Origin of the sequence: Ruminococcus sp. 5_1_39BFAA (assembly GCF_964240875.1) — a bacterium.
GTDB lineage: Bacteria > Bacillota > Clostridia > Lachnospirales > Lachnospiraceae > Blautia_A.
The window spans coordinates 40,483-66,316 of sequence record NZ_CAXSVO010000017.1 but is presented as its reverse complement, the minus strand read 5'-3'; the positions used below and the strand labels follow the sequence as shown (position 1 = coordinate 66,316).

Genomic DNA, 25,834 nt, shown 5'->3' with positions numbered 1-25,834 from the left:
TTTAAACAGGAATCTTTTAAATATTGATACACGCCATGTCCGTAATCCACCGTTTTCTGTGAAAATGCTCTCCCTCATATTTTCTGTAGCCCAGACTAAATTCCATGGATGCGGTGCGTTTCACCAGTTTTATCACCACAGTGTTACGCCCTTTTTTCAACGGAATTATCTGATAATTGTTATACGGCGTCCAAAGCCGGATCTCGTCCCGCTCCATTAATAATTCCTGGTTGATCCAGATTTTGAACCCATCGTTGTTTCCTATTACAAACCATATCTCTCTGTCTTCCGGAGAATACAATTCCTGCTTCAGATAAATACACCCCTGCCCCTGAAAGGAAAAACTCTCATTTAAAGGCAGCAGATCCTCATATCCATGGATCACGCACTCCGCTCCGGCAAATGACTGCTGGAATTCGCTCTCATCCAGATACTCCTTCTGCAGATCCGCATGGTTATTTACCATACATTCCAGGGTTGGCAAAATGCAGTCTTCCCCGTGAGCGCTGGGAATCCCAGGCGGGTCCGCTTTTTCCAGAGCCTCTATAAACGGTCCCACCGCTTTCCACTCGGATGCTCCTGCAATACCAAATCCATATTTTTTCCCATTCACCTCCGCATGTAGGATGTTGGTATTTTCCAGCATTGCCATATCCGCTTCCGTGCGTATGGCAAAATCCGCAATACCTGTTTCTCCCGCTTCCAGGCCAAGAGAGCAGCTATCCGGCTCTGCCATCCATCCTCCCGGCAGATCAGCTATACGGATATTGCCCGTCCATTTTTCTCCTGAGGTATTAGAAATTTTCACTCCTATCCTGCATGTATCGCCAATTCCAATCGCAGGTCTTTCATAATAAATGATATCTGCCCTGTTCTCTGTCTCCGCCTGTTCCCTCTCCTCATAAAGCCTTATTCCCAGCCTGCATGTGTCCTTTGCCAGCTTCCGGATAGAGCCTTGCTTTTGCCCTATGTCAATTCCCACCACATAGGTGTCACTGACAAGCTGCTTCAGTTCATCCGGAATCGCTTTTGCGCCATACGCGATCCCCCAGATCGCTCCGGCTGTTGCACAGGTGCAATCCGTATCATATCCGCTGCGGAAAGCAATGTTGATCACCTTCTCCAGCTCTGCCCCGCCGCACAACAGAGAAAGAACTACAATTCCCAGATTTACAACTGCATTTGTAAAATCAAAATGGGCGTATTTCCTCATCAACGCCTGCCTGCATTGCTGCCAGTCTCCTGAATACCGCTCATACCATCCAAGCATATCCTTTATACACTGGCATGCCCTGGAATCACAAGGCAGTATCTCAGTCTTTTCCTGCAGCAGCAACGGTATATCGCATCTTATAAATGCCTCCGCCTCCACAGCAGCGTAATACTGCTCGATCCAGACACCCTCCCCGGCATGATCCAGGCATCCGTCCATAGCCGCAAAGTCTGCCGCCTGCCCGGCGTTTCCCGGAGAGAGCATTGCCCATATCTCTGAACGGATCGCACAGCCCTCTCCCTCACAAAATACGGGATTATTAAATTCCCCGCTGTACGGCGGCATGATCCCCCTCTCGTAATTCTTAAGAAAAATACCGTATTCGCTGAATGGGTACCAGCAATATCTGTCCCACGCTTCTGCCAGATCTTTTGATGTAATATGCCGCCCTTTTTCTTCCAATACCTTAATCCAAAGGAGCTGCAGATCCAGATCATCATTTGGCAGATCCGGTCTTATCATCTTTTTAAAATCCTCACAGGGTATCACCTTTTTTATCCCCTCGACCGGGGCCCCGGCCGCTCCGCCGAAGCATTTGCCAAGCCATCCACCGTATACCTTATCAAAGTAAACCTCATGATCTATCATTCTCCTGATCCCCCATCACTTTAAAATCGCGCCTGCTGAAAACGTCTTTTCCACCTCATTGCTGAAGAATATCAAAAGCATGACCGGGACGACACTGGTAATGACCATTGCCGCAAACATTCCGCCGTAATCCGTTCCGTATTTTCCGGAAGAATAATTCATCAATGCGATAGGCAGCGTCTTATATTTGTCACCGTTCATCAACACAAGAGCATAAATAAATTCGTTCCAGCTATTGATAAAAATATTGACACTCATCGTCGCGATCGCAGGCTTTATCATAGGTATCATAATGCGGAAGACGATCCCGAACAGTCCCGCCCCATCCATGACTGCTGCCTCCTCCATCTCCATAGGTATTCCCGCCAAAAAGCTGCTGCACATGATAGTCGCCGTAGCAATATTAAATGCAGAGATCGTGAGAATTAAGGAAAGCGGATTGTTGATCAGGTGCATATCCCTCAGCATTACAAAAATCGGCACAATGACGATCTGGGACGGGAGCAGTATCCCCAGGGTGACTGCCTTGCTTACCTTAACCGACAATTTCCAGCGCATTCTGGTCAGCGCATAGGAAAGTAATACCGATGCCAGCACCGTCAGTACCAATGTACATCCTGTTATCAGTACACTGTTTAAAAAGAACCTAAAAATTCCTCTTTCGAAAATCGCATCTGTATAGTTGGCTAATTTCCACACCTTCGGCAGTCCAAAGGATTCTCCTGTCATAATTTCCGTTGTATCCTTAAAGGAGTTTATCAACATCCAAAACAATGGATAAATAGAGGTCGCTGCGCATATGCAGAAAAACACGGTCAAAAGCCGCCGAACCCATCTCTGTCTGATCCTCATATTTTCCCTCCTGTCACTCCTGATATTTTCCTTTTTTAAACAGCCATCCGATAATTCCCAATATAATACACGTCTCTACGATCACGATCATGCCCACAGCGGCCGCCATTCCGTATCTCTGGTTTGAAAACGCCTGTTTATACATGTACATCATTACTGTCTGCGTCATATCCCCGGGACCGCCGCCTGTCATAATATAAACCTGGGGAAACGTAAACATTCCGCTGATAGCAGAGAGCGTAACGCAGGTTTTTGCCACATTTCTCAGCAAGGGCAGCGTAATGTACCTTACAGTATTAAAAAATCCTGCCCCATCCAGCTGCGCTGCCTCAAAATAGCTTTCCGGGATCGCCCTGATACCGGAATATGCCATCAGCAGGTCCATACCAAAGGCCCACCACATACCTACTACAGCAATACAGATCATTGCCGTTTTGGGATTTCCCAGCCACGATGTCTGCAAAAAGCCAAGGCCGATCTTCTCAAGTATATAATTCAACAGTCCCCAATCTGCATGATAAACCGTAAGCCATAGCTGGGAAATAACAGAGATCGACAAGACCAAAGGAATAATAAAAGCAGTCCGTAAAAATTTCTGGATGCCCGGGCTTAAGGTACATATCAATATGGATACCACAATTGCCAGAATCGCATTGAAGATCACTGCCAGCAAACTAAGCCCCATAGAAGCAAAATTTGCTTTCAGAAACCCCTCCTCCTGAAACAAGCGTACAAAATTGTCTATTCCAATAAAAACAGGCTTTGTCAGTCCATTTGTTTTTTGCAGGGACATTATGACGATATTTACCAATGGATAAAATACGAATGCTATCAGCAAGATCGCCGCCGGAGCGCAGAACAGGCAAATATACAGCTTATTTCCCAATACTTTTTTCATAGCCATCCTCCCCTTTCCCGATGAAGATATTTCCGGATTTACACATTATGAGTAGCAAAAGGGCTGGCAGCATAATCGCACCAGCTATGCTGCCAGCCCCTTTCAGGAAATTTTATTCTTCCAATGCTGCTTTATCCATATCAGCAAGATAGTCGTCAACTGTGTAGTCCTCTGTATTTGTCATAAATTTACTGGTGGCTTCCATAACGCCTGAGGAAGCTGCCGCCGTAGGCATTACGTCCTGAACCAGGCCATATACAAACTGGAAATTCGCCATATCATCTGCAAGCTGCTGAACCGGCTCTGCAAATCCGCCCTCACGATTCCAACCCATCACATCTGCTTTGTAAGGTCTGAACGGATCGCCCTGCTCCTCGTATGCGAACTGGCATCGAAGCTCTGCGATCGCTTCGCACACTGCAGCCGCCTCGTCCGGGTGCTCGGTTCCGGCATATACCATAAGACCGGAGTTTTCTCCAAGACCGCCAGCTACATTCACGCCCAGCTTATCCACATCTTCTTCATTGATCGCCGGATAATAGAACCATCCGAAATCATCGCCCATCTTAGCCGCACCTGCAGATACTGCCCAGGAACCATTTGCCATCATGGCTGCCTTTCCGCTCTCAAACAGCGGGAGCGCCTCATCGATTCCGGTAAGCGCCACGTTCTTGGAAAATGCGCCCATGTCCAGAAGTTCCTTTACAACCTGCGCACCTTTTGCATACGGCTCATCGGAGAACTTAGCCTCGCCTTCCACTACCTTCTTGGTGATCTCAGGATCAATGGAATATGCAAAGCCTTCCACCATCATAGCTGCGCACCATCCATCCTTTGCACCTACAGAGATGGGAACGATGTCTGTCTGCGCCAGCTTTTCCACAACTGCCTTCAGTTCATCCACCGTTTTGGGAGCCTCCAGTCCATTATCCGCAAAGATCTTTTTATTGTATAACATGATCTCATAAGAAGAGTCCGTACACGGAACACAATATACAGTTCCCTCAGCCGTGTTTTTCACAGGAGCAATAACCTTATCCCAATACCCGCTCGCTTCCAGGTAATCATTCAACGGCAGCGCGCTCTCTGATTCCAGGATCGGTGTAAACCAGCTTCCGCCAATCTCCTCCCACGCATCAATGCCTTCTCCGCCTGCTGCGATCATAGTCCTGATCTTTGTCTCATATGTCTCAGCGTCCCCGGGAACACCCTCCATATTTACTTCTATATTGGGAAGGATCTCCGGCAGCCTCTGCTCTACAAATTCCATTTCAGCTTCCACGTTTTCATCCGTATCACGCCAAAGATAATTGATCGTTACCTTTTCGCCATCCTCAGCTCCCGCATAAACAGCCGTACTTCCCCCAAGAACAGCGATCAAAGACAATGCAGCTACACTTTTCCATTTCATGTTTACTTCCTCCTTTACGTCTGTTGTTTTTGTACTATTATTCTATCTCTTTGCGGCAATTCCATAAATGGAATATTCCAACCATATATGGAAAATATCAGCTTGTTTATTTGTCTATAGGGCTTCCCGATCAAGCGTATCTATTCATACCGGGAAATGGAATTTTATGACCTTGTATGGAAAAATCGCACTTTCTTTTTCCGTTGCCGCCAATTTCAGCGCAATTCGTGGTACAATATCTAAAAGGTCAGAAAAATCTTGCACAGATAAAAAATGGAAAATCAAAGGAGGATTTCCTATGCCGCTGAAAAATACATGGAACCATATGAATCTAACGCATAAAATACTTTCTATCTTTTTGCCTTTGATCATCCTGCCCATGATGCTGATTTCCATTTTTTCTGTTTCCATGAGCGTTAAAAACGGAAAAAACGATGCCATCAACAATGCCACTGACAAGCTTTCTCTGGTTACAAATCAGACGGAACAGCTTCTTTCTCATATCAAATATAATATCAAAGCGTTTTCGATCAGCTCCTCCCTGCAGGATTCCATCAGCGCCAACTATGCTGATAATACTTACGGAAATTATATGCTGTCATCCTCGCTGCACAATGCAATCTATAACGTTCTGGATATCAGCAAATTTATTTCCGATGGCTATATACACACCTTTGACGGACGGATATACAATGTCAAAACAGGTAAGATCGATACGCCTACCAGCGAAATGACCGCCCACTATGATTATGTAACTTCCCAGAAAGGAAAGATTCTATTTTCCCTTCCCCGAAACAATTTTACGGACAGCGCTATCAATATTTCAAAATCCCTGATTGAAATTGAGACTGGTAAATGCCTTGGAATCTTTTCTTTTGATATAAAAGAATCCCTGTTTTATGATACCTACGATTCGGTTTCCAATACAGACACGGAACGCTTTTTCATCACAGATGACAACGGGATCGTTATTTCCTCTGACACCCAGACGGAATTGCTGAAGCCCTTACCAGACGCCATATGGACAAGTGTACAAAACCACTCCAACCACGCAACCTTTTCCAGAAAACGGCATCTGATCCTTTCCTCAAAAACAACGACTCAAAAGTATAACACCATTTATATCATGAGCTATGACAACATATATAAAGATGCTCTTACCGTAGCTCTGCTTCCCCTATCTATCGGCATCGGCACTTTATTGATCGCCATACTGCTCACAAACATATTCACGAAAAATCTGGTCCGCCCTATCATCCAGTTGGCAAACTATGCGGATGAGGCGGGAAAGGGGAATTTTCTGCCGCCTATTCACACGGAATCCAGAGATGAGATCGGCTTTCTGACAGAACGTTTTTTTAATATGAACCAAAACATCCATAAGCTGACCACCAGCATTTATAATGAGCAAAACCAAAAGAGAGAATATGAGCTGCGCCTTTTACAGTCACAGATAAATCCTCATTTCCTTTATAATTGCCTGGACAGCATCAGCAGCCTCATTGCGGATCAACAAAACGATACTGCCAACAACATGGTCTATCATCTTGGCAAATACTACCGCACGATTTTAAGCAAGGGCAGAAATGTCATTACCATACAGGAGGAGCTTTCGCTGATCTGTGATTATCTTGAGATCCAACTGATAAAATTTCCTGATCTATTCACATATAAAATTGATGTGCAAAATTCTGTACTTGAATCCAAAACTCTAAAGATGATCATACAGCCTATTGTGGAAAACTCAATCCTACACGGATTTGCCGGATATAAAAACGGGCGAAAGATCATCGTAAAAGGCTTTTGCCAGAGCACCAATATATGCTTTGAAATTTTTGACAATGGACGGGGAATCTCTCCTGAAATCGAAAAAAATATTTTTTCAGAGTCTCCCGCTCTCATGCCTCAGCATTTTGGCCTTAAAAATATTCAGGAACGGATCCAGCTAAAATTCGGAAAACAATTTGGACTGAAAATAGAAAGTGAGCCGGGGCACGGAACCACTGTCCGTTTAGTATTCCCGCCAATACTGTAAGGAGATATGAATTTATGTATAAGATCATGTTTGTAGATGATGAGGCCCTGATTCTGCGTCGGCTCCATCAGGTTATAGACTGGGATGGACTGGGGCTGGAGATTCTTCCCGATTCTTTAGATGGGGTTTCCGCGCTGAAAAAAATAACCAAGCTGCGCCCTGATATTCTTGTTTGCGATATCAATATGCCCAATATGTCCGGTCTTGAACTGATCGAAACGGTAAAACGAATAAATTCTGATATATACTGCATCTTGCTGACTGTAAACGACAGCTTTGGCTGTGTACAGCAGGCTCTGAATATCGGCGCTGATAACTACCTGCTCAAGCCGATCGACCCGGTGAAACTCGAGGCTCTTATCAAAAAAATACTGCATCTTCTGGATTCTTCCAGGGAAAACAGGAACTACATTGACAGCCTTCAGAAAAAAGCCATTTTAAATGAGCGAATGATCCGGGAAAAATTTCTGAATTGGCTGGTTTCCGGCAGACAGCCGTTAAGCAGCACACAATTAGAAGAAAAATTCAGATTTTATCATGTTCCCATCGAAGCACAGGAGTTTCAGATCATGTCTGTTCATATTCATTCGCTGGAATCCTCAGAGCTTCAACAGGATTATTCCTCGGATCTATTGCAGACAGCCACAAAAATTATCGAGGACTCCCTGGACGCCTATTCGAACTGGGTTGTATTTTCGGATTCCTTTTCCCACATTAATGTACTGCTGGGTTTTTCCAAGCCTGAAAGTATTATCGGTCCCAGTACGGATTTTATTGCTCAGATGGTGCACGATAATCTTTTGTTTCACCTTAATGTTCCTTCTACTATTTTCTACAGCAGAAAATATCAGGGCATTCAGAATATTTACCGCTGCTATTATGATACCAAATTTTTATCCCAGCGCACTGCCCATCTGCTGCACAGGGAAATTATCTCCTTTGACGAATACCTTCAGGAATCCTCCACGCTTTCCATAGACTTTGACAGTATCCGCTCAGAAACCCTGAAGCATCTGCGCGGAAATCAGTTTGATGGTTTGTGCCGCCATATCCAAACCGTTTTGCAGCCATATTCTTCCTATGAATATTTTGAAAATTTCAATATGCTTCGTATTGATCTCGTCATGACAGGAATCATGTTTTTGCAGGAAAATAAAATTGCACTTTACGATATTTTCCCCAAGCATTATGTACCCCTCAGTCTTGTATTGGAAAAAAATACTGCTGCAGAATGCCTTGATTTCCTTGCAGACTATTATCAACATATTTTGAATTATATTGAAAGCAACAGGATCTCTTCCGGTTCACGCATCTCCGAAAAATGTATTGAGCTTATTGAGGATAATATCGCTTCGCCTGAATTATCAGTCAAGTGGCTTGGCAGCCAGCTCTATATTAATGAGAGCTACTTAAGCCGGCTTTTTAAGACCGAGCGCGGCATCTCTCTGATCAAATTTATTATGCAGAAAAAAATGGAGGTGGCAAAGAAATATCTGGACGAGGGGTACACGAATCTACAGCAGGTGTCGCAGTTATCCGGCTTTACGGATTCTCTTTATTTCAGCAAATGCTTCAAGAAATATTATGGACTCACCCCGTCCAGATATATTGAATCCAAAAAAATTTAGACTATTTTTCCTCTGCCTCCTCATAGGACTTCTCCCAGATCTCCGAGAAGACCGCCAGCGGGCAGTCGGTGAGCAGGCACATGAGCAGGAAGCATTCGTATGGATTTACGATGTAAATTTCGCTCATGCCGCATTTTGACAGGATCTCCTGTGCTTCCTCAATAAAATGGTGATAGCGGTTATAGGGATCGTCATCCTCCATTTCCTGGGAGACGATGAAAAACTCCAGTGTCAGCAGGTCAAAACGCTCCACCGGGAATTTATGGTTCAGGATGTTGGTAATCCGCTGTCTGCTGAACCGCTTCTGGCTGAAATGCTTTGCCAGGATGGAGGCTGACATTTTTTTCAGATTTCCCATTTTATTGATGGGGATTCCGTTACAGATAACCTTTTCCAGATCAGAGGGTGTGATGTTTTCCGCTTTCCACACCCTTTGGCGGTTTTTCTCCTCCTCATCCCTTTGGTACATGGCCGCAATGATGCCCTTTGCGCGCTCCAAAAGCTTCTGAAACTCCTGAAAAGCCTGGCTTTTCTCTGATTTCGGATCGTCCCAGCCAGCCTTCAAATACGCCAGATATTGGAACAGCTTCTCCTCGTTGTCAAGGCTGAATCCTCCGCTCAGGATCATAGGTGCATTTCCCTTTTCCCGCGCCGGTTCCAGGGTCTTATATTTCTCCTTATATTCCTCCGCCTTTCCGTACAGTAAGTGGTTGCAATAGCAATACCAGTAAATCACTTCCTCCGGGTTATGGAAGTCAAAGTCCTGTTCCCGAAGCACCCTTGTCAAAAAGTCTGAGACATCCTCCGCCCCCATTCTAAGTCCGAATCCCAACAAAAATACGGTCTCTCTTTTTACGGAAGCCTGGGTAAGCCAGTTATTTACAAGAGCCGGAAGCTTGGTGGAGGTAGGATTCATGGATTTAGGTGTATAGGTTTCCCGGAAGGATTCCACTGCGATTTCCCGGTAAACCTCCTGCGGTACCTCCCCGAAAGGTTCCTCCAAGCCTGCCCTTTCATATATGTAGCGTTTCAGATGATCCCCAAAGGATACCAACTCCATTTCCTTGTACAGGTAATTAAAAATTACGTCTGCATCCTCGTCTTCAAAGCTTTCCAGACTGACCACCTGCCGGAACCTCTGCGCCGCTCTTCTGGTAAACTCAAAATCCTTAACCGTATCAAAAGCAACCGTCTGTTCAAAATCCAAATCATTCATACGGTTTTTCATCTCACATCACCTTCACGTATTCCTTTCTGCGCTGCCTGAGCCTGGTCACAAAGGAAGGCTTCTCCTCGTTGGCCTGCACCTCGCACAGGATAATGGTTGCATTATCCTTTCCGCCTTTTTCCATAGTCTTTTCCATCAGTTCTTTCACTGTCTCTTCTACTGTATTTCCATGAGCCAGGATGTCAAAAATCTCCTGTTCCGTAAGCATATCTGTAAGCCCGTCTGAACAGAGCAGATAGCGGTCCTCCGGCTGATAATCAATTTCCACGATAGATGGCTCCAACAGCATATGTTCCTCCTCCACCCCAAGGTACTGAGTCAGAGGAGCTTTGCCGAAAAAGCCGTTTCCCATAACATGGTCTGTGGAAATTCTGGCAGCCTGTCCGTTTCTTACCTGATAGATCCGGCTGTCTCCCAGATTACAGGCAAATATGGACTGCCGCCCAAATGCAGTCATTGCCAGGGTAGTTCCCATACATCGAACGCCGTTTTCCCTTCCATAACGGCATACTGCTTCATTCATCTTCCGGCAGGCATCCCGTAGAAAGCCTTCCGGATTTCTTTTCATTCCCCGCTTGTTTCTCTGATGGAATCTGCCCAATTCTTCTGCTGCAAGGAACGCTGCCATCTCTCCGCAACTTTCTCCCCCCATACCGTCAAAAACAGCCAATACCGGCATATCGCTCTGGGTTCCGCTCCCGGTATGAATACCCGCAAGCCCCTGATTTTCTACGGGAAGCTGCTCATGGCAGCACCAGAAATTATCCTCATTATTAGCCCTTACTTTCCCCATGTCACACGCATATGCGAACTTAATCTGATAGGTCATTTCCGTATTCCTTCTCTCATTTATTCGAACTGCTCCAGAGAAATTTTCCAGTATTTTTCACCTCGCTTAGTGTACTCGGTGCTGTCTGTTTCCTTGTCATGAACCGTGCCGTCCTGATCGATCCAGCGGATCATTTTTCCCCGCTTGTCATAGTAATAAAGTTCTTTTTTGTCGCCTGTCCATATGTATGCGAAGAATAATCTCTCGTCCCAGTAATAGTATTCCTCATAGACTCCGTCATCTGACATCTCCGGGTAGATCAGGGCTTTTAAAAGCTTACCGTTTTCATCATAGTAACGGAGTCTTTCGCCCTCGGTTCCTACCTCCTCGCAGTCAGGAAGCTTGTCCACGATCTCCGTAGCCTGATCCTTGATCGTCTGAATTGCTGTGGAAAATTCATCGATCTGAGCTGTACTGTAATCATTTTCTTCCAAAACATTGACAACCGTCTCAGAGTTCTGTGCGCGTCTGTCCTCATCCAGAATCAGCTTTGCATATACTGCTGTAATAATACATGCCGCAATTGCCACCACGACCACCGAAATAGTCCATGGCGAGGTCTTTTTTGAGTTTTCCTGAGTTTTCGGTTTCCTTATTACGTTCTCCTGAACTGGCTGCTGCTCTGGTTCTATTTTTCGAATCCTTCTCTCCGGAGCGGCTTTCTGCCTCATTACAGCATTTTGCTCCATCCTGGCTTTCTGCACGATCCGGCTCTGGGCAGTTTCCTGCTCAAGACCGGACAGCCGTCCATTCTGCAGATCGTCCAGATCATGAAGGAAATCCTCCGGCATACGGTAACGTTCCTCCGGCCTGTATGCACAGGCTTTCAGGATGATCGCAGCAAACGCTCCGCTCGCCTGTGCCGGCAAGGGCATCATCTCGCCGGATATCCTACGAGTCAGGGCATTTTCCTTATCTCTGTATGTGATCAACTGCTTCTCCAGGGGAATGAAGGGAAGTCTGTTATGGTTCATCAGCTTATACAGGACAATTCCCAATGAATAAATATCTGCACTGCTGTCATATTTCTCACCCCGGTACATCTCCGGCGCCATGTAAGAGTAGGTACCCTTTTTTGACATACTGCTCATACTGCGTTCCAGCTCCCTGGCAATTCCGAAATCCCCCAGCTTAAAATCCCCAAACCGGGATATGAAGATGTTTTCCGGTTTTATGTCCCGATGGACAATGTTAAGCTGGTTGCAGTAGATCAGCGCCCTGCAGAGGTCGCAGCCCAGCTTGATCACTTCTTTTTCCGTAAGCTCTTTTCCGGTACAATAGTCCATAAAACTGGTCAGATATTCCATACGTATGGAAATATCCCAGCCAATCTCATCCAGATACTCCACAACCTTAAAATCCTCAACCGATACAATGTGAGAATTTCCCCGGAAATATTCCATTGTGCTTACTTCCTGAATGCACTCTTCCACAAGATTCTGAAAGTATTCCCTGGTAGAATTATCATTTCCTGTCTCTGACCTGACACTGTTTAACTCGCTCTTACTGCCCGGGATAGTAATAATCTTTATGGCGGAATAGAAAGATCTGCCTCTTTCTGTCCGCTGCGCTTTATATACCTTTCCGAATGAGCCTTCTCCGATCTTTTCTATAATTCTCCATTCCGGCCACACGGAAACCGGTAATTCTTTATCCATGTATTTCCCTCCTTTCCGTCAGGAATTAAAGCAAATTATACTAGAATATTAACACAAAAGATAGTGCCCTTTGTATTTTTCTTTTTGAAGAATATGGAAAAAAATACCCTCCCAGCGGCTTTCGCCGCCACGGAGGGTACCTTAAATCACTCGTTATGGAATTCTTATTCTTCCTCGCCGTCTTCTGTCGGCTCTTCGAAATCCTCTTCTGCCTCTTCATCCTCCGGCAGATCCTCTTCCATCATAAGCGGCTCGTCTTCATAAGAAGAAATATCAATCTCCTCTTCCATTTCTTCTACTTCTACGGGCTTTTCCTCAGGCATTCCTGTGTCAAGCTCTACATCACTGTAGCACTTCATACCAGTACCTGCCGGAATCAGCTTACCGATGATAACGTTTTCCTTCAGACCAATGAGCTTGTCAACCTTACCCTTGATCGCTGCCTCCGTCAGAACCTTGGTAGTCTCCTGGAAGGATGCGGCAGACAGGAAGGAATCGGTAGCCAGAGAAGCCTTGGTAATACCAAGCATACCCTGTTTTCCAACAGCAGGTGCTTTTCCTTCTTTTTCCAACTGCTCGTTTACTTCCTCGTACTCCAGATAATCTACAAGAGTACCTGGCAGGAAATCGCTGTCTCCGTTCTCCTCAATGCGGATCTTCTTCAGCATCTGATGAACAATAACCTCAATATGCTTATCATTGATCTCAACACCCTGGAGACGGTATACACGCTGTACCTCGCGGAGCATGTAATCCTGAACAGCACGGACACCCTTGATCCTAAGGATATCATGCGGGTTCACGCTACCTTCTGTCAGCACATCACCAGCCTCCATAACCTGTCCGTCCGTAATCCTGATACGGGAACCATAAGGAATCAGGTAGGTCTTGGAATCGCCTGTCTCCGGATCGGTAACGATGATCTCACGTTTCTTCTTGGTATCATTAATGGTAGCAACACCCTTGATCTCTGTGATAACAGCAAGACCCTTAGGCTTTCTTGCCTCAAAAAGCTCCTCGACACGGGGAAGACCCTGTGTGATATCTCCACCAGCAACACCTCCGGTATGGAAGGTACGCATGGTAAGCTGTGTACCAGGTTCACCGATAGACTGAGCAGCGATGATACCAATGGACTCACCAACCTGTACAGGCTCACCGGTTGCCATGTTTGCGCCATAGCACTTCGCGCACACACCAACCTTACACTTACAGGTAAGAATGGTACGAATCTTCACTTTGTCAATGGAACCGCCGGTTTCGTTATCTACGCCCTCTTTCATAATGCGGGCCGCACGCTTCGGCGTGATCATATGGTTTGCCTTTACAAGGACTTCACCGTCCTTGTTCTTGATCGTCTCACAGGAAAATCTTCCGGTGATACGTTCCTGAAGGCTCTCAATCTCTTCTTTTCCGTCTACGAATTCTTTTACGTACATACCGGAAATTTCGTCTCTGCTCTCACAGCAGTCCATCTCGCGGACGATCAGGTCCTGAGAAACGTCTACAAGACGTCTGGTCAGGTAACCGGAGTCAGCGGTACGAAGCGCTGTATCGGACAGACCTTTACGTGCACCGTGTGCAGACATGAAATACTCCAGTACGTCAAGACCTTCACGGAAGTTTGACTTGATAGGCAGCTCGATCGTATGTCCGGTTGTATCGGCCATCAATCCACGCATACCAGCAAGCTGTTTGATCTGTTTATCGGAACCACGGGCTCCGGAGTCAGCCATCATGAAGATGTTGTTGTACTTATCAAGGCCGGACAGCAGGGCATGTGTCAGCTCATCGTCCGTCTTTTTCCAGGTATCTACAACTTCCTTGTAACGCTCTTCCTCAGTGATAAGACCACGCTTATAGTTCTTGGTGATCAAATCCACAGTATCCTGAGCCTGTTTGATCATCTCCGGCTTCTGCGGCGGCACGGTCATATCAGAAATAGATACGGTCATGGCTGCCCGTGTGGAGTATTTATAACCCATGGACTTGATGGCATCCAGAACCTCTGCGGTCTTGGTTGCCCCGTGGGTGTTAATGACCTTTTCCAGAATCTGCTTTAACTGTTTCTTTCCAACCAGGAAATCAACCTCCAGAAGCAGTTCGTTGCCCGGAATGCTTCTGTCTACAAATCCAAGGTCCTGAGGCAGGATCTCATTGAACAGGAATCGTCCCAGTGTGGACTCCACATTTCCTCTCAGCACAGTTCCATCCGGCATCTGCTTCTCGCAGCGTACAATAATCTTGGACTGCAGCGTGATGGCTTTGTTTTCGTATGCAAGGATCGCTTCGTTTACACTCTTGAAGATTTTTCCCTCGCCCTTATTTCCAGGTCTTTCCTGAGTCAGATAGTAGATACCAAGAACCATATCCTGGGAAGGAACGGCCACAGGTCCACCGTCTGACGGCTTCAGCAGGTTATTCGGCGAAAGGAGAAGGAAACGGCACTCTGCCTGTGCTTCCTGGGACAGCGGAAGATGAACAGCCATCTGGTCACCGTCGAAGTCAGCGTTAAATGCAGTACAAACAAGGGGATGAAGCTTGATCGCCTTACCTTCTACCAGAATTGGCTCAAAAGCCTGAATCCCAAGACGGTGCAGTGTAGGTGCACGGTTCAGCATAACCGGATGCTGCTTAATAACATCCTCAAGTACATCCCATACAGCCGGCTCCAGCTTTTCAACCATTTTCTTTGCATTTTTAATATTGTGTGAAGTTCCGTTTGCAACCAGCTCCTTCATGACAAATGGTTTGAACAGCTCGATTGCCATTTCCTTCGGAAGACCGCACTGGTAAATCTTCAGCTCCGGTCCTACGACAATAACGGAACGTCCGGAATAGTCAACACGTTTGCCAAGAAGATTCTGACGGAAACGTCCGGATTTACCTTTCAGCATATCGGAAAGGGATTTCAGCGCTCTGTTTCCAGGTCCGGTAACAGGGCGTCCGCGGCGTCCGTTATCGATCAGCGCGTCAACAGCCTCCTGAAGCATACGTTTCTCATTGCGGACAATGATATCCGGAGCACCCAGCTCCAGCAGTCTCTTCAGACGGTTGTTACGGTTGATGATCCTTCTGTATAAATCGTTCAGGTCAGAGGTTGCAAAACGTCCGCCGTCCAACTGTACCATAGGACGGAGATCCGGCGGAATGACCGGAATCACATCCAGGATCATCCACTCCGGTCTGTTTCCGGATTCGCGGAAGGATTCTACTACTTCCAGACGTTTGATGATTCTCGCACGCTTCTGTCCGGTAGCCTTCGCAAGCTCAGATTTTAATTCCTCTGAATCCTTCTCCAGATCAATTGCCATCAGAAGCTCTTTGATCGCCTCTGCGCCCATGCCTACGCGGAAATTGTAACCGTAACTTTCACGGGCATCCTGGTATTCTCTCTCTGTCAGGATCTGTTTGTACTGAAGCCCGGAATCAGCCGGATCCAGTACGATATAGTTAGCAAAATAGAGGACTTTCTCCAGAATTCTCGGAGTCAGGTCCAGGATCAGTCCCATACGGGACGGAATTCCTTTAAAATACCAGATATGGGAAACAGGAGCCGCCAGCTCGATGTGTCCCATACGCTCTCTACGAACAGATGCTTTTGTAACCTCTACGCCGCATCGGTCGCAGACAACGCCTTTATAACGAATTTTCTTATACTTTCCACAGTGGCACTCCCAGTCCTTGCTCGGTCCGAAAATTCTCTCGCAGAAAAGTCCGTCTTTTTCAGGCTTCAAGGTACGGTAGTTGATGGTCTCAGGTTTTAAAACCTCGCCTCTTGACCACTCTCTGATCTTCTCAGGGGACGCCAGTCCGATCTTGATGGCATCAAAAGTCATTGGCTGATATGTTTCAGCGGTATTGGTTGATTCTGCCATGTATTCTTTCCCCTTTCTACTCTTCGCTATCATCAAAGGAATCGTCGAGAACTTCGTAATCTTCATCGTCCTCATCGTCTTCCTCTTCCACGTCTACAAGTTCCCCTCCGTCAAACTCCTGCTTGGTATAGCCGTGTCTGCCCAGAGATTCTTCTCTTCCGTGGCTGCGGGAATCCCCTTCGATAATAGAACGAAGGTCTGTCTCGCCGTAATCGACATTTTCCATGATCTCCACTTCTGTCTGGTCTTCTCTCAGGACGCGGACATCCAGTGCAAGAGACTGCAGCTCTTTCAAAAGTACCTTGAAGGATTCCGGAATACCCGGCTCAGGGATATTGTCTCCCTTGATGATCGCTTCGTAGGTCTTTACACGTCCGACAACATCATCGGATTTCACAGTCAGGATCTCCTGCAGTGTGTAGGATGCGCCGTATGCCTCCAGAGCCCAAACCTCCATCTCACCGAAACGCTGACCGCCGAACTGCGCTTTACCGCCCAGAGGCTGCTGTGTAACCAGGGAGTATGGACCTGTGGAACGTGCATGGATCTTATCGTCAACCAGATGGTGCAGCTTCAGGTAGTGCATGTGACCGATGGTAGTCGGGCTGTCAAAGAACTCGCCTGTACGTCCGTCACGGAGCTGTACCTTACCGTCTCTGGAGATAGGAACGCCCTTCCACAGTGCTCTGTGCTCTTTGTTCTCATCCAGATACTGCATAACATCCGGTGCTAAAATATCTTTGTATTTCTCGCGGAACTCTTCAAAGTCCTCTGTGTTTACATAATCGTTTGCCAGCTCAAGGGTATCCTGGATATCATCCTCGTTTGCACCGTCAAATACAGGTGTAGCGATATTGAAGCCCAGGGCCTTTGCAGCAAGGCTTAAGTGAATTTCCAGTACCTGTCCGATATTCATACGTGACGGCACACCCAGAGGGTTCAGCACGATGTCAAGCGGACGGCCGTTTGGCAGGAATGGCATGTCCTCAACAGGAAGTACACGGGAAACAACACCCTTGTTACCGTGACGTCCGGCCATCTTGTCACCAACGGAAATCTTTCTCTTCTGTGCAATATAAATACGGACTGATTCATTTACACCGGGAGACAGCTCATCGCCGTTCTCTCTTGTAAATACCTTTGCATCCACAACGATACCATACTCGCCGTGAGGAACCTTCAGAGAAGTATCACGGACTTCACGTGCCTTCTCACCGAAGATCGCACGGAGCAGTCTCTCCTCAGCCGTCAGTTCTGTCTCACCCTTCGGGGTAACCTTACCAACCAGGATATCTCCGGCACGAACCTCTGCACCGATGCGGATGATTCCGCGCTCATCCAGGTCTTTCAAAGCATCATCGCCCACACCTGGTACATCGCGGGTGATCTCCTCCGGCCCAAGCTTTGTATCGCGGGCCTCTGCCTCATATTCCTCAATGTGGACAGATGTGTATACATCGTCCTGTACAAGCTTTTCACTTAAAAGAACAGCATCCTCGTAGTTGTAACCTTCCCAGGTCATAAATCCGATCAGCGGGTTTTTACCAAGAGCCAGCTCTCCGTTGGAGGTGGACGGTCCGTCTGCAATAACGTCTCCTGCCTCTACGTGATCGCCCTGGTTTACGATCGGTCTCTGGTTGTAGCAGTTGCTCTGGTTACTTCTTAAGAATTTTGTCAGATGGTAATCATCCTTTGTTCCGTCATCATTCTTGATACTGATGTCTGTAGATGTGGAACGGAGAACCGTACCGGACTTTCTTGCCAGCATACACACGCCGGAGTCAACGGCTGCCTTATTCTCCATACCGGTACCTACAACAGGCGCCTCTGTGGTCAGAAGCGGCACTGCCTGACGCTGCATGTTGGATCCCATCAGCGCACGGTTCGCATCGTCGTTCTGCAGGAACGGGATCAGGGCCGTTGCCACTGAGAATACCATCTTAGGTGATACGTCCATGTAGTCAAACATCTGACGCTCGTACTCCTGTGTTTCCTCGCGGAAACGACCGGATACGTTCTTACGGATAAAGTGTCCTTCTGCATCCAGGGCCTCATTCGCCTGTGCTACATGGTAGTTATCCTCTTCGTCTGCGGTCATATAGACTACTTCGTCCGTGACACGCGGATTTTTAGGATCTGATTTATCGATTTTACGGTAAGGCGCCTCCACGAATCCGTACTGATTGATCCTTGCATAGGATGCAAGAGAGTTGATCAGACCGATGTTCGGACCTTCAGGAGTCTCAATGGGGCACATTCTTCCATAATGGGAATAGTGAACGTCTCGTACCTCGAATCCTGCTCTGTCTCGTGACAGACCGCCTGGTCCAAGGGCGGAAAGACGTCTCTTATGGGTCAGCTCACCAAGAGGGTTGTTCTGATCCATGAACTGTGACAACTGGGAAGAGCCGAAGAATTCTTTTACCGCTGCTGTCACCGGCTTAATATTGATCAGGGATTGAGGAGAAATACTCTCCACATCCTGAGTTGTCATTCTCTCGCGGACTACACGCTCCAGTCTGGAAAGACCGATACGGTACTGGTTCTGAAGCAGCTCGCCCACTGCACGGATACGGCGGTTGCCCAGATGATCGATATCATCGTCATTGCCCAGACCGTATTCCAGATGCATGTTATAGTTAATGGAAGCAAAGATATCTTCTCTCGTAATGTGTTTCGGAATCAGGTCATGGATATCTCTGCGGATTGCCTGTTTTCTTTCCTCAAAGCTGTCATTTTCTTCCAGAATTTTTTCAAGTACAGGGTAATATACTAACTCTGTAACACCCAGTTCTGCCTTAGGATCTGTCACCTCAGGCAGGTAATGGCGGATATCAACCATCATACTGGAAAGGACTTTGATCTTGCGGTCTTCCTCTCCCTGGATCCATACAAACGGAACAGCGGAATTCTGCAGAAGATCTGCCATCTCCCGTGTTACGGTTGTTCCGGTCTCTGCCAGAATCTCTCCGGTGGAAGCGTCCACAACATCCTCGGCCAGCTTATGACCTACGATTCGCTTGTTAAAATGAAGCTTCTTATTAAATTTATAACGTCCGACTTTTGCAAGGTCGTATCTTCTGGGGTCGAAAAACATTGCATTGATCAGGCTCTCTGCGCTCTCTACTGCCAGCGGCTCACCCGGACGGATTTTTTTGTATAATTCCAGAAGACCCTCCTCGTAATTTGTGGAGGTATCCTTTGCAAAGCTTGCCAGAATCTTCGGCTCCTCGCCGAACAGTTCCACGATTTCCGCATTAGAGCCTACTCCCAGGGCACGAATGAGGACAGTGATGGGAACCTTTCTGGTTCTGTCAACTCTTACGTAAAATACATCGTTAGAGTCGGTTTCATATTCCAGCCATGCACCTCTGTTGGGGATAACTGTACAGGAAAACAGTCTCTTACCAACCTTGTCATGGGCAATCGCATAGTAGATTCCAGGGGAACGTACCAACTGGCTGACAATGACACGCTCAGCGCCATTGATCACAAACGTGCCCGTAGCCGTCATTAACGGCAAATCTCCCATGAAAATCTCGTGTTCGTTGATTTCTTCTGTTTCTTTGTTAATCAGTCTCACGCGAACCTTCAAAGGTGCGGCATAAGTTACGTCACGTTCTTTACACTGTTCGATGGTGTATTTTGCATCTTTTTCCTCAAATGTAAAGTCGATGAATTCAAGGCTGAGCTTTCCGCCGTAATCTGCGATCGGAGAAATGTCATCAAAGACTTCCTTCAATCCTTCGTCGAGAAACCACTGGTAAGAATCTTTCTGGACTTCGATCAAATTCGGCATTTCCAGAACTTCTTTTTGTCTCTGGTAGCTCATTCGCATGCTTTTTCCAGTTTTTACAGAACGAATTCTGTTTTTTTCCATTGACGTTTCACCCCTGTTTTTATTTATATTTATTACAACATGTTACTGCCTGTTATGAAGATAATTAGGCATATCTTGCCATAATATAGCATTCTTCACTATAGCACAACGAAGAAAGGCTGTCAATAAAAATTTTAAATTTTTTTAACAAAAAAGAAACACCGGGCGCAGCGGCTTTTCTGATTCAGCCGCTGTATCCCGGTCTATACAGTCTGTATATTTATTTTTTCTCAAATCCAAGTATCATCCGCGCTTCCGCAGCTTTTTATTTTACAGTTTTCTGGATAATAGCTGTGTTTCCATAGGCATCCTTTACAGCAAATATCAGAGTGGTTCCCTTTTTCTGCTTTTTCACAGAAAGGCTGTATCGGCCTTTCGCAGTTACCTTTCCCCTGGCAAGCTTTAAATTTCCGGAGTTTTTTTTCGCATATACGGTAACGGTTTTTCCGCCCACTATTTTCCCTGTAAGCTTTGTAGTCTTTCTGGTGACCGTGCTGCTTGGCACCATCCGAAATGAGCTGATTCCTTTACTGCTCTTTGCGCAGATAGCATAGGAGGATTTGTTGCTTTCCATTTTATTTGATTTCTGGCTTTTTACCTTTGCCGCTTCCGTATAGATGCCGTACTTTCCATTTTCTTTCATCGTATTTTTGCGCAGGATGCTGACGGTCAGGCTCTGAAGGGACATCCCTCTTCCTTTGTTTGCCGAAATACTATTTGCCCTCAGATCGATTCCGCTTGCTTTTACAGCGCTGATTCCATCCAATGTACATTTGCTTACATTATTATAGGTAATAACACAGTTTTTACTGCCCGAAATGACGATTCCGTTCTTTTTGGATCCCGTAACCGTGTTGCGGTACACGACAGTCGTCGTGCTTCCCTCTTCGACCAAAATGCCGTCTCCGTCTGTTCCCGATACGGAATTGCGGCTGATAGAATTTTTCTTCGCCGCAATCTTGTAGGAGCTGCCTCCGTTATAGACATATATTCCCACATTACGGCTGTTCTCCACCGCGTTCCCGCTTATAGTATTGACATTTGACGCTCCCAGACAGATTCCTATATTAGAAAAGTTTCCTGTTTTTTTCAGGGAGACCCGATTTCCGGTGACCTGGCAGTTATCTGCAAGAAAAAGGCGGATTCCGTTTCCATAGCCCGTAATGGTATTTCCTGTAACCGCAACCGATTTTGCCGGGTAAATCCCCTCCGGCACACTGCCCGAGGTTTTCCTTGCCTTTTCTCCCTCAATCTGGATACCATATCCCTTCCACGAAGCGCCATTAATGGCTGCCGTATTGGATATGGAGATGGAGTTTCCTGTGACGTTCACATTCATCGGCTGCTGGTTTCCCTTATTAGAAGGATTTTGTCCTGCAAGAACATGGGTGTTGGGATAATAAACAGAGCTTACCAATACACCGCCGCCCACGTTTTCCATCACGTTATTTTCCACGCGGGAATCTTCATAGTTCAGACACCATACGGCGCGCTTCTTTATATTATAGAAGGAATTGCCGCTGATAGTAATGTTTCGATAGGAATGGTCAAATACCATACTATGGCTTCCCACTCCTGCAAAAACATTTTCAAAGGTGTTTCCCGTGATCACAACATCCTCACATACAGTTCCGTCAAAAGGCTGATAATTGGGAAAAATATAATCCAGACAGGCATCCAACTGAATACATTCCTGCCCGCCGCCCTCATAACCTTCCCAGTACCCCCGGAAGGTACAGCCTGTTACTAAAACATCCCTGACCCCGGCCAGCTCCAGAAAATGGGATTTCAGATTATTCAGAAACGTAACATTTTTGACTGTCACATGGCTGGCATGACCGATGCGGAAGCCTACGTAGCCCGTTCCTCCTGCTTTATCCTCAATGACCGGATAATTACAATCCCAGGTTCCGCCTTCTATGGTGATATTCCGGTAGCCATCATAGCCTCCCGCCGAAATCTCGCTGTTTCCAAGACGGAGCAGGATGTGCTTTTCCTGGGAGTTTTTTGTAATAGTAGCTCCCTGCGCACAGAGATGAAGATTGCTGTACATGCAGATCGTACCAGTAAGCTGATAGCTGCCCGGCGGTATGGTGACCTTACAGGGCTGCTCATCTGTGGCGCGCTGACCCATGATAAAAAGCAGCTCATTAAGAGGGGCTGTGATATCCTCCCCTTCCCGCACATTCAAGGTTGCTTCCACGGCACCCGGCTCCGGAAGCTCCCCCGTATCCGGATCCGATCCTGAAAACAGTTCTGTTCCTGCTGTCATCTCCTGTTGCTCTGCATTCATCGCGCCTTCATCTATAAAACCGGATACTTCTGTCTCTCCTTCGGAAAATTCTGTATTTCCGGACTCTGTATTGTCAGGAGCACCAGGCAGAATCACACTTTCGTCTCCAAATAGCGCCTCATTTTCCTCCTGAAACATTCCCCCTTCTTCTTCCTCTGTTTCAGGAAGAAGCGTCTCTATTTCATCTGTCTGTATTTCTTCAACCGCCGTCACTTCCGATCCTGATACCACTGCTTCCTCCGCTGCTGCAGGCAGCGACAGCCAGGAAGCGATTGCCAGGCATAAAAGGACTGCTGCTGTTTTCTTCATCCCAATTCCCTCCAAATACTGTAAAATATTGCTTTATTTCCTTATTTTACATGAGGAAAACGGGAATGTCCATAGACATTCCCGTTCCATTTTTTTACAATACATCCTTCTATTCCTGTCCTGTTTATCTGATTTCCACGTTGATCTCACCAGCAAGTCCGGTATCTACCAGCTCCTCTGTAGCAAGATCTGTGTGAACCTCGTTATATCTTCTTGGTGTAACCTGAATGGATACTGTGTTTTCTCCATCCTGAACATATTCTGTGATATCCAGCTCATAAGGTGCATACAGGATATCTCCGGCTTCCTGCCCGTTTACCAGGATCGTTACACCGCCGTAGATCTCACTCAGTGTGAGATATGCCTTCTGGCCTTCCTCTTTTCCTTCGAGGGTAAAGGTGCCCTCATAGGTTCCTGTTTCAGCAGAATTTTTCAGAGCGCCGCCCTGGAATTCGTCACTGTTCCATTTTCCAAGGATATCCTCCGTATATGTCTCCTCGCCTACTGTCAGGGTCTGAAGCTCTACGGCTGCCTCAGAAGCTGCCTCAGTCTGGTCAATGCACGCCGGAGCGCCTTCAGATACTTCGATAGCATCGTCAGCTTTTGTGCAAAGCAGTGCAAGTGACATACTTCTCGGGCCGTCTCCTGCCATGCCTGTCAGATTATCCACACTGGCATCCATCGTTACGGTAATAGTTCCATCCTCTGCCTTTTCAGCGTTATAGATCTTTCCGGTGCTCTGGTCAAGCCAGTAGCAGCTGCCATAGCCTTCGGCTGTCTTTACGGTAATGGTATTCTCAGCTTCTCCGATGTTTCTCAGGTAAACAAGCTCGGATCCGTCATCCAGTGTACGTCTTGCAAAACGAACCTGGTCATTTGTTTCATAGGAAACCTCTGGTGTCACTTTTTCTGCCAGAGCCTGCGCAAAGCTTTCAGCGTCTGCTGCAAGGACTCCGTTTTCCTGCTCCAGAACTTTTGCTGCCGCATCTGCAGTTTTTGCATCTGCTTCCGCATAATTTCCATCCTGGTATCCCGGCTGTCTGGACGGCGCCTCTCCATAGAAGATCACAGTTGCGCCCTCTTCTGCCATAGCTGCCAGTTTTTCCATTGTATCTACAGGAACGGATGCGGATTCTACAACAATAGCATCATAAACCATGTTGCCGCCGTTTGCAGAAATTTGTCCGTCAACAACCGTTGTCTCCTCAGAAATGATACTGTCATCGTTTATGGCATCCCATGCGATACCGTTGCTGTTCATAGTATTTACAGCGTCTGTGAGGGAAAGGCTTCCGTTAAATGGCATGTAATATGCCACGTCCTTGCTCGCCTTGCCCTGCTGCATCAGATAGTTGACGCGGGTTGCATATTCGTTCATTTCATCCAGATATTCGGATAAGGTATTTCTCTCAGAAGCATTCATGCCGGTAGACGGGAACGGTGCCCATCCAATTTCACCATATTCTTCAGAATCCACTCCATATCCGTACATCATTCCATGATAGAAAAAGTTATTGACACCGCTGGTCGCCATAATATCATAGCCAATCTTGAACTGCTCCAGGGTATTTGCCAGAGGAGTTCTCCCCAATGTATACTGTTCACAGGTAACCAGATCTTTGTCGTATAAATGCGCTCCGGAGGATACGCGGATCAGACTCAGCTCATCTGCCTGCTCAGCCTCTGGAATATCAACGTTTTCAGCAGATCCGATGGTATCAATAGGCGGATTATATGCTTCCTGCCTGTAGAGAAGATCCCTCTCATTAGAGCCTTCCTTAAACGCTTCCATGCCTTCTTCAAATCGCTGGTTCACCAGAGTGTTATAATCATACTGGATACGGCTCTTTTCATCCTCATCTGTGGTGTATGTAAGATAAGTATCTATAGTTCCAAGACCCATGTAGAACGGCGCTGCACTGTACTGCTTATAAATCGTTGGCAGATATTTGCTGAAGTCATAGCCAAGGCCATTGTTTTCTGCATCTGCCGCCAGCTCTGCAATATTTTCGGAATAATAAATATCAGAATAGAACTCATAGCTGTCGTTGAAAAGGGCTCTGATATTGGAATGCTTTTCCAAAATTGCGGACAGATTTTCATTGCCCAGCCAGTCATTCAGATAATCCGCAACCTTTGCTGCGTCCATATGATCCACGGTGTACCACTCCGGTACTGCGCAGTCGATTGCCTTTCCGCCGGACGGAAGATAATACATAGCAATGATCTCATAATTCTTGCCGTCATCAAGGGAAGCCGTAATTTCTTCGCCTAAAACAAGCTTGCCGTCCTGGATCTGTGCATCGTCAGCAGAAATAAAGTGGCTGTTTTCAGAATTCAGGACGATCTGTGTGTCGTAGGATTTTGTCACATTGCCTTCTGCATCATACACATCCTCGTAAGAAGGCTTCGGACCAAACAATCCCTCTCCCTCTACAAAATCCGTTCCTGCGGCCTCCGTAATTTCTGCAACCAGTATACCCTGAAGCTTTACGCTTTCGTCACGCCACTCGCCCTTTGCGTCTTCTCCCACATAGAAAAGGCTGCGCTCTGCCGCTGGGATTTCCAACTCTGTTTTTGCATCGGCTCCTGTTACCGTTGCACGACCAAGTGCCATATTTCCCATAGATTCCTCATAAGTAACATCAGGGCTGTTTGCATTCCAGCCGGAACCCATATTCAGATCAACGGTAATTCCTTTTTCTTCACAATAGCTGATGGCAATGTCCAAAAGCTCATAGAACTCCGGTGTATAGATGGATTTCACCCTTTCCTCATCACCCTCCAGTATTTCAGATACTTTGAAAGGATTGATCTCTACATAACCGATTCCTTTTTCCGCCAGATAATCAATCTCGGATTTCAGAGTTTCTTCCTCAACCGCTCCGCCCGGCCACCACCAGCGCACGCCTGGCCGATAGCTCTCATCCGGTACCGCAAATCCTGCTGCCAGTGCTGCCACAGTGCTGCCTGCTTCTTCTGCTGCCCATACAGGTGCCTGAATGCTTCCCAACGCCATCAGGCCTGCCAATAAAATCGCAACGTGTTTTCTTTTCATATTCCAATCTCCTGTT

The 25,834-nt window shown here is 46.7% G+C and carries 13 protein-coding genes; 2 read left to right on the top strand and 11 right to left on the bottom strand.

Annotated features, from left to right (window positions below):
* Nucleotides 1-16 precede the first annotated feature (16 nt).
* The 4 genes from ACESZH_RS16135 to ACESZH_RS16120 form a co-directional block, all read right to left on the bottom strand.
* Nucleotides 17-1,861 carry an ADP-ribosylglycohydrolase family protein gene (locus ACESZH_RS16135; protein ID WP_373217714.1) on the bottom strand — a complete coding sequence of 615 codons (1,845 nt, stop codon included), beginning with the start codon at nt 1,859-1,861 and terminating at the stop codon, nt 17-19.
* Nucleotides 1,862-1,876: 15 nt separating this feature from the next.
* Complete coding sequence (locus ACESZH_RS16130) at nt 1,877-2,713, bottom strand: carbohydrate ABC transporter permease (protein WP_373217715.1); 837 nt, start codon at nt 2,711-2,713, stop codon at nt 1,877-1,879.
* Nucleotides 2,714-2,726: 13 nt separating this feature from the next.
* Nucleotides 2,727-3,611, bottom strand: coding sequence for a carbohydrate ABC transporter permease (locus tag ACESZH_RS16125; RefSeq protein ID WP_373217717.1), 885 nt, complete (start codon nt 3,609-3,611; stop codon nt 2,727-2,729).
* Nucleotides 3,612-3,723: 112 nt separating this feature from the next.
* Nucleotides 3,724-5,022, bottom strand: a complete 1,299-nt coding sequence (locus ACESZH_RS16120; protein WP_373217718.1) for an ABC transporter substrate-binding protein — start codon at nt 5,020-5,022, stop codon at nt 3,724-3,726.
* 298 nt (nt 5,023-5,320) lie between these two features.
* Here ACESZH_RS16120 and ACESZH_RS16115 point away from each other — a divergent pair, with 298 nt between their 5' ends.
* Nucleotides 5,321-7,057 (top strand): sensor histidine kinase, encoded by a 1,737-nt coding sequence (locus ACESZH_RS16115; protein WP_373217719.1) that lies wholly within the window; start codon nt 5,321-5,323, stop codon nt 7,055-7,057.
* A gap of 14 nt (nt 7,058-7,071) precedes the next feature.
* Entirely contained in the window at nt 7,072-8,685 is a 1,614-nt protein-coding gene (locus tag ACESZH_RS16110) for a response regulator (RefSeq protein WP_373217721.1), read from the top strand.
* A gap of 1 nt (nt 8,686) precedes the next feature.
* Here the strand turns inward: ACESZH_RS16110 and ACESZH_RS16105 are convergent, their stop codons facing one another.
* The 7 genes from ACESZH_RS16105 to ACESZH_RS16075 all read right to left on the bottom strand — a co-directional run bounded on the left by ACESZH_RS16105 (nt 8,687) and on the right by ACESZH_RS16075 (nt 25,818).
* The gene (locus ACESZH_RS16105) at nt 8,687-9,913 is read right to left on the bottom strand and encodes a hypothetical protein (protein ID WP_373217722.1); all 1,227 of its coding nucleotides are present in this window, start codon (nt 9,911-9,913) and stop codon (nt 8,687-8,689) included.
* 1 nt (nt 9,914) lies between these two features.
* Entirely contained in the window at nt 9,915-10,742 is an 828-nt protein-coding gene (locus ACESZH_RS16100; RefSeq protein WP_373217723.1) for a PP2C family serine/threonine-protein phosphatase, read from the bottom strand.
* Nucleotides 10,743-10,762: 20 nt separating this feature from the next.
* A complete protein-coding gene (locus tag ACESZH_RS16095; protein WP_373217725.1) occupies nt 10,763-12,400 on the bottom strand; it encodes a serine/threonine-protein kinase in 1,638 nt (545 codons plus the stop codon).
* 164 nt (nt 12,401-12,564) lie between these two features.
* A complete protein-coding gene (rpoC, locus tag ACESZH_RS16090; RefSeq protein ID WP_373217727.1) occupies nt 12,565-16,278 on the bottom strand; it encodes a DNA-directed RNA polymerase subunit beta' in 3,714 nt (1,237 codons plus the stop codon).
* Nucleotides 16,279-16,294: 16 nt separating this feature from the next.
* Nucleotides 16,295-20,158 (bottom strand): DNA-directed RNA polymerase subunit beta, encoded by a 3,864-nt coding sequence (locus ACESZH_RS16085; RefSeq protein ID WP_373217728.1) that lies wholly within the window; start codon nt 20,156-20,158, stop codon nt 16,295-16,297.
* A 265-nt stretch (nt 20,159-20,423) separates the two neighbouring features.
* Nucleotides 20,424-22,760 (bottom strand): NosD domain-containing protein, encoded by a 2,337-nt coding sequence (locus ACESZH_RS16080; protein ID WP_373217729.1) that lies wholly within the window; start codon nt 22,758-22,760, stop codon nt 20,424-20,426.
* Between the two features lie 124 nt (nt 22,761-22,884).
* A complete protein-coding gene (locus ACESZH_RS16075; RefSeq protein WP_373217731.1) occupies nt 22,885-25,818 on the bottom strand; it encodes a glycosyl hydrolase in 2,934 nt (977 codons plus the stop codon).
* Between the last annotated feature and the right edge of the window lie 16 nt (nt 25,819-25,834).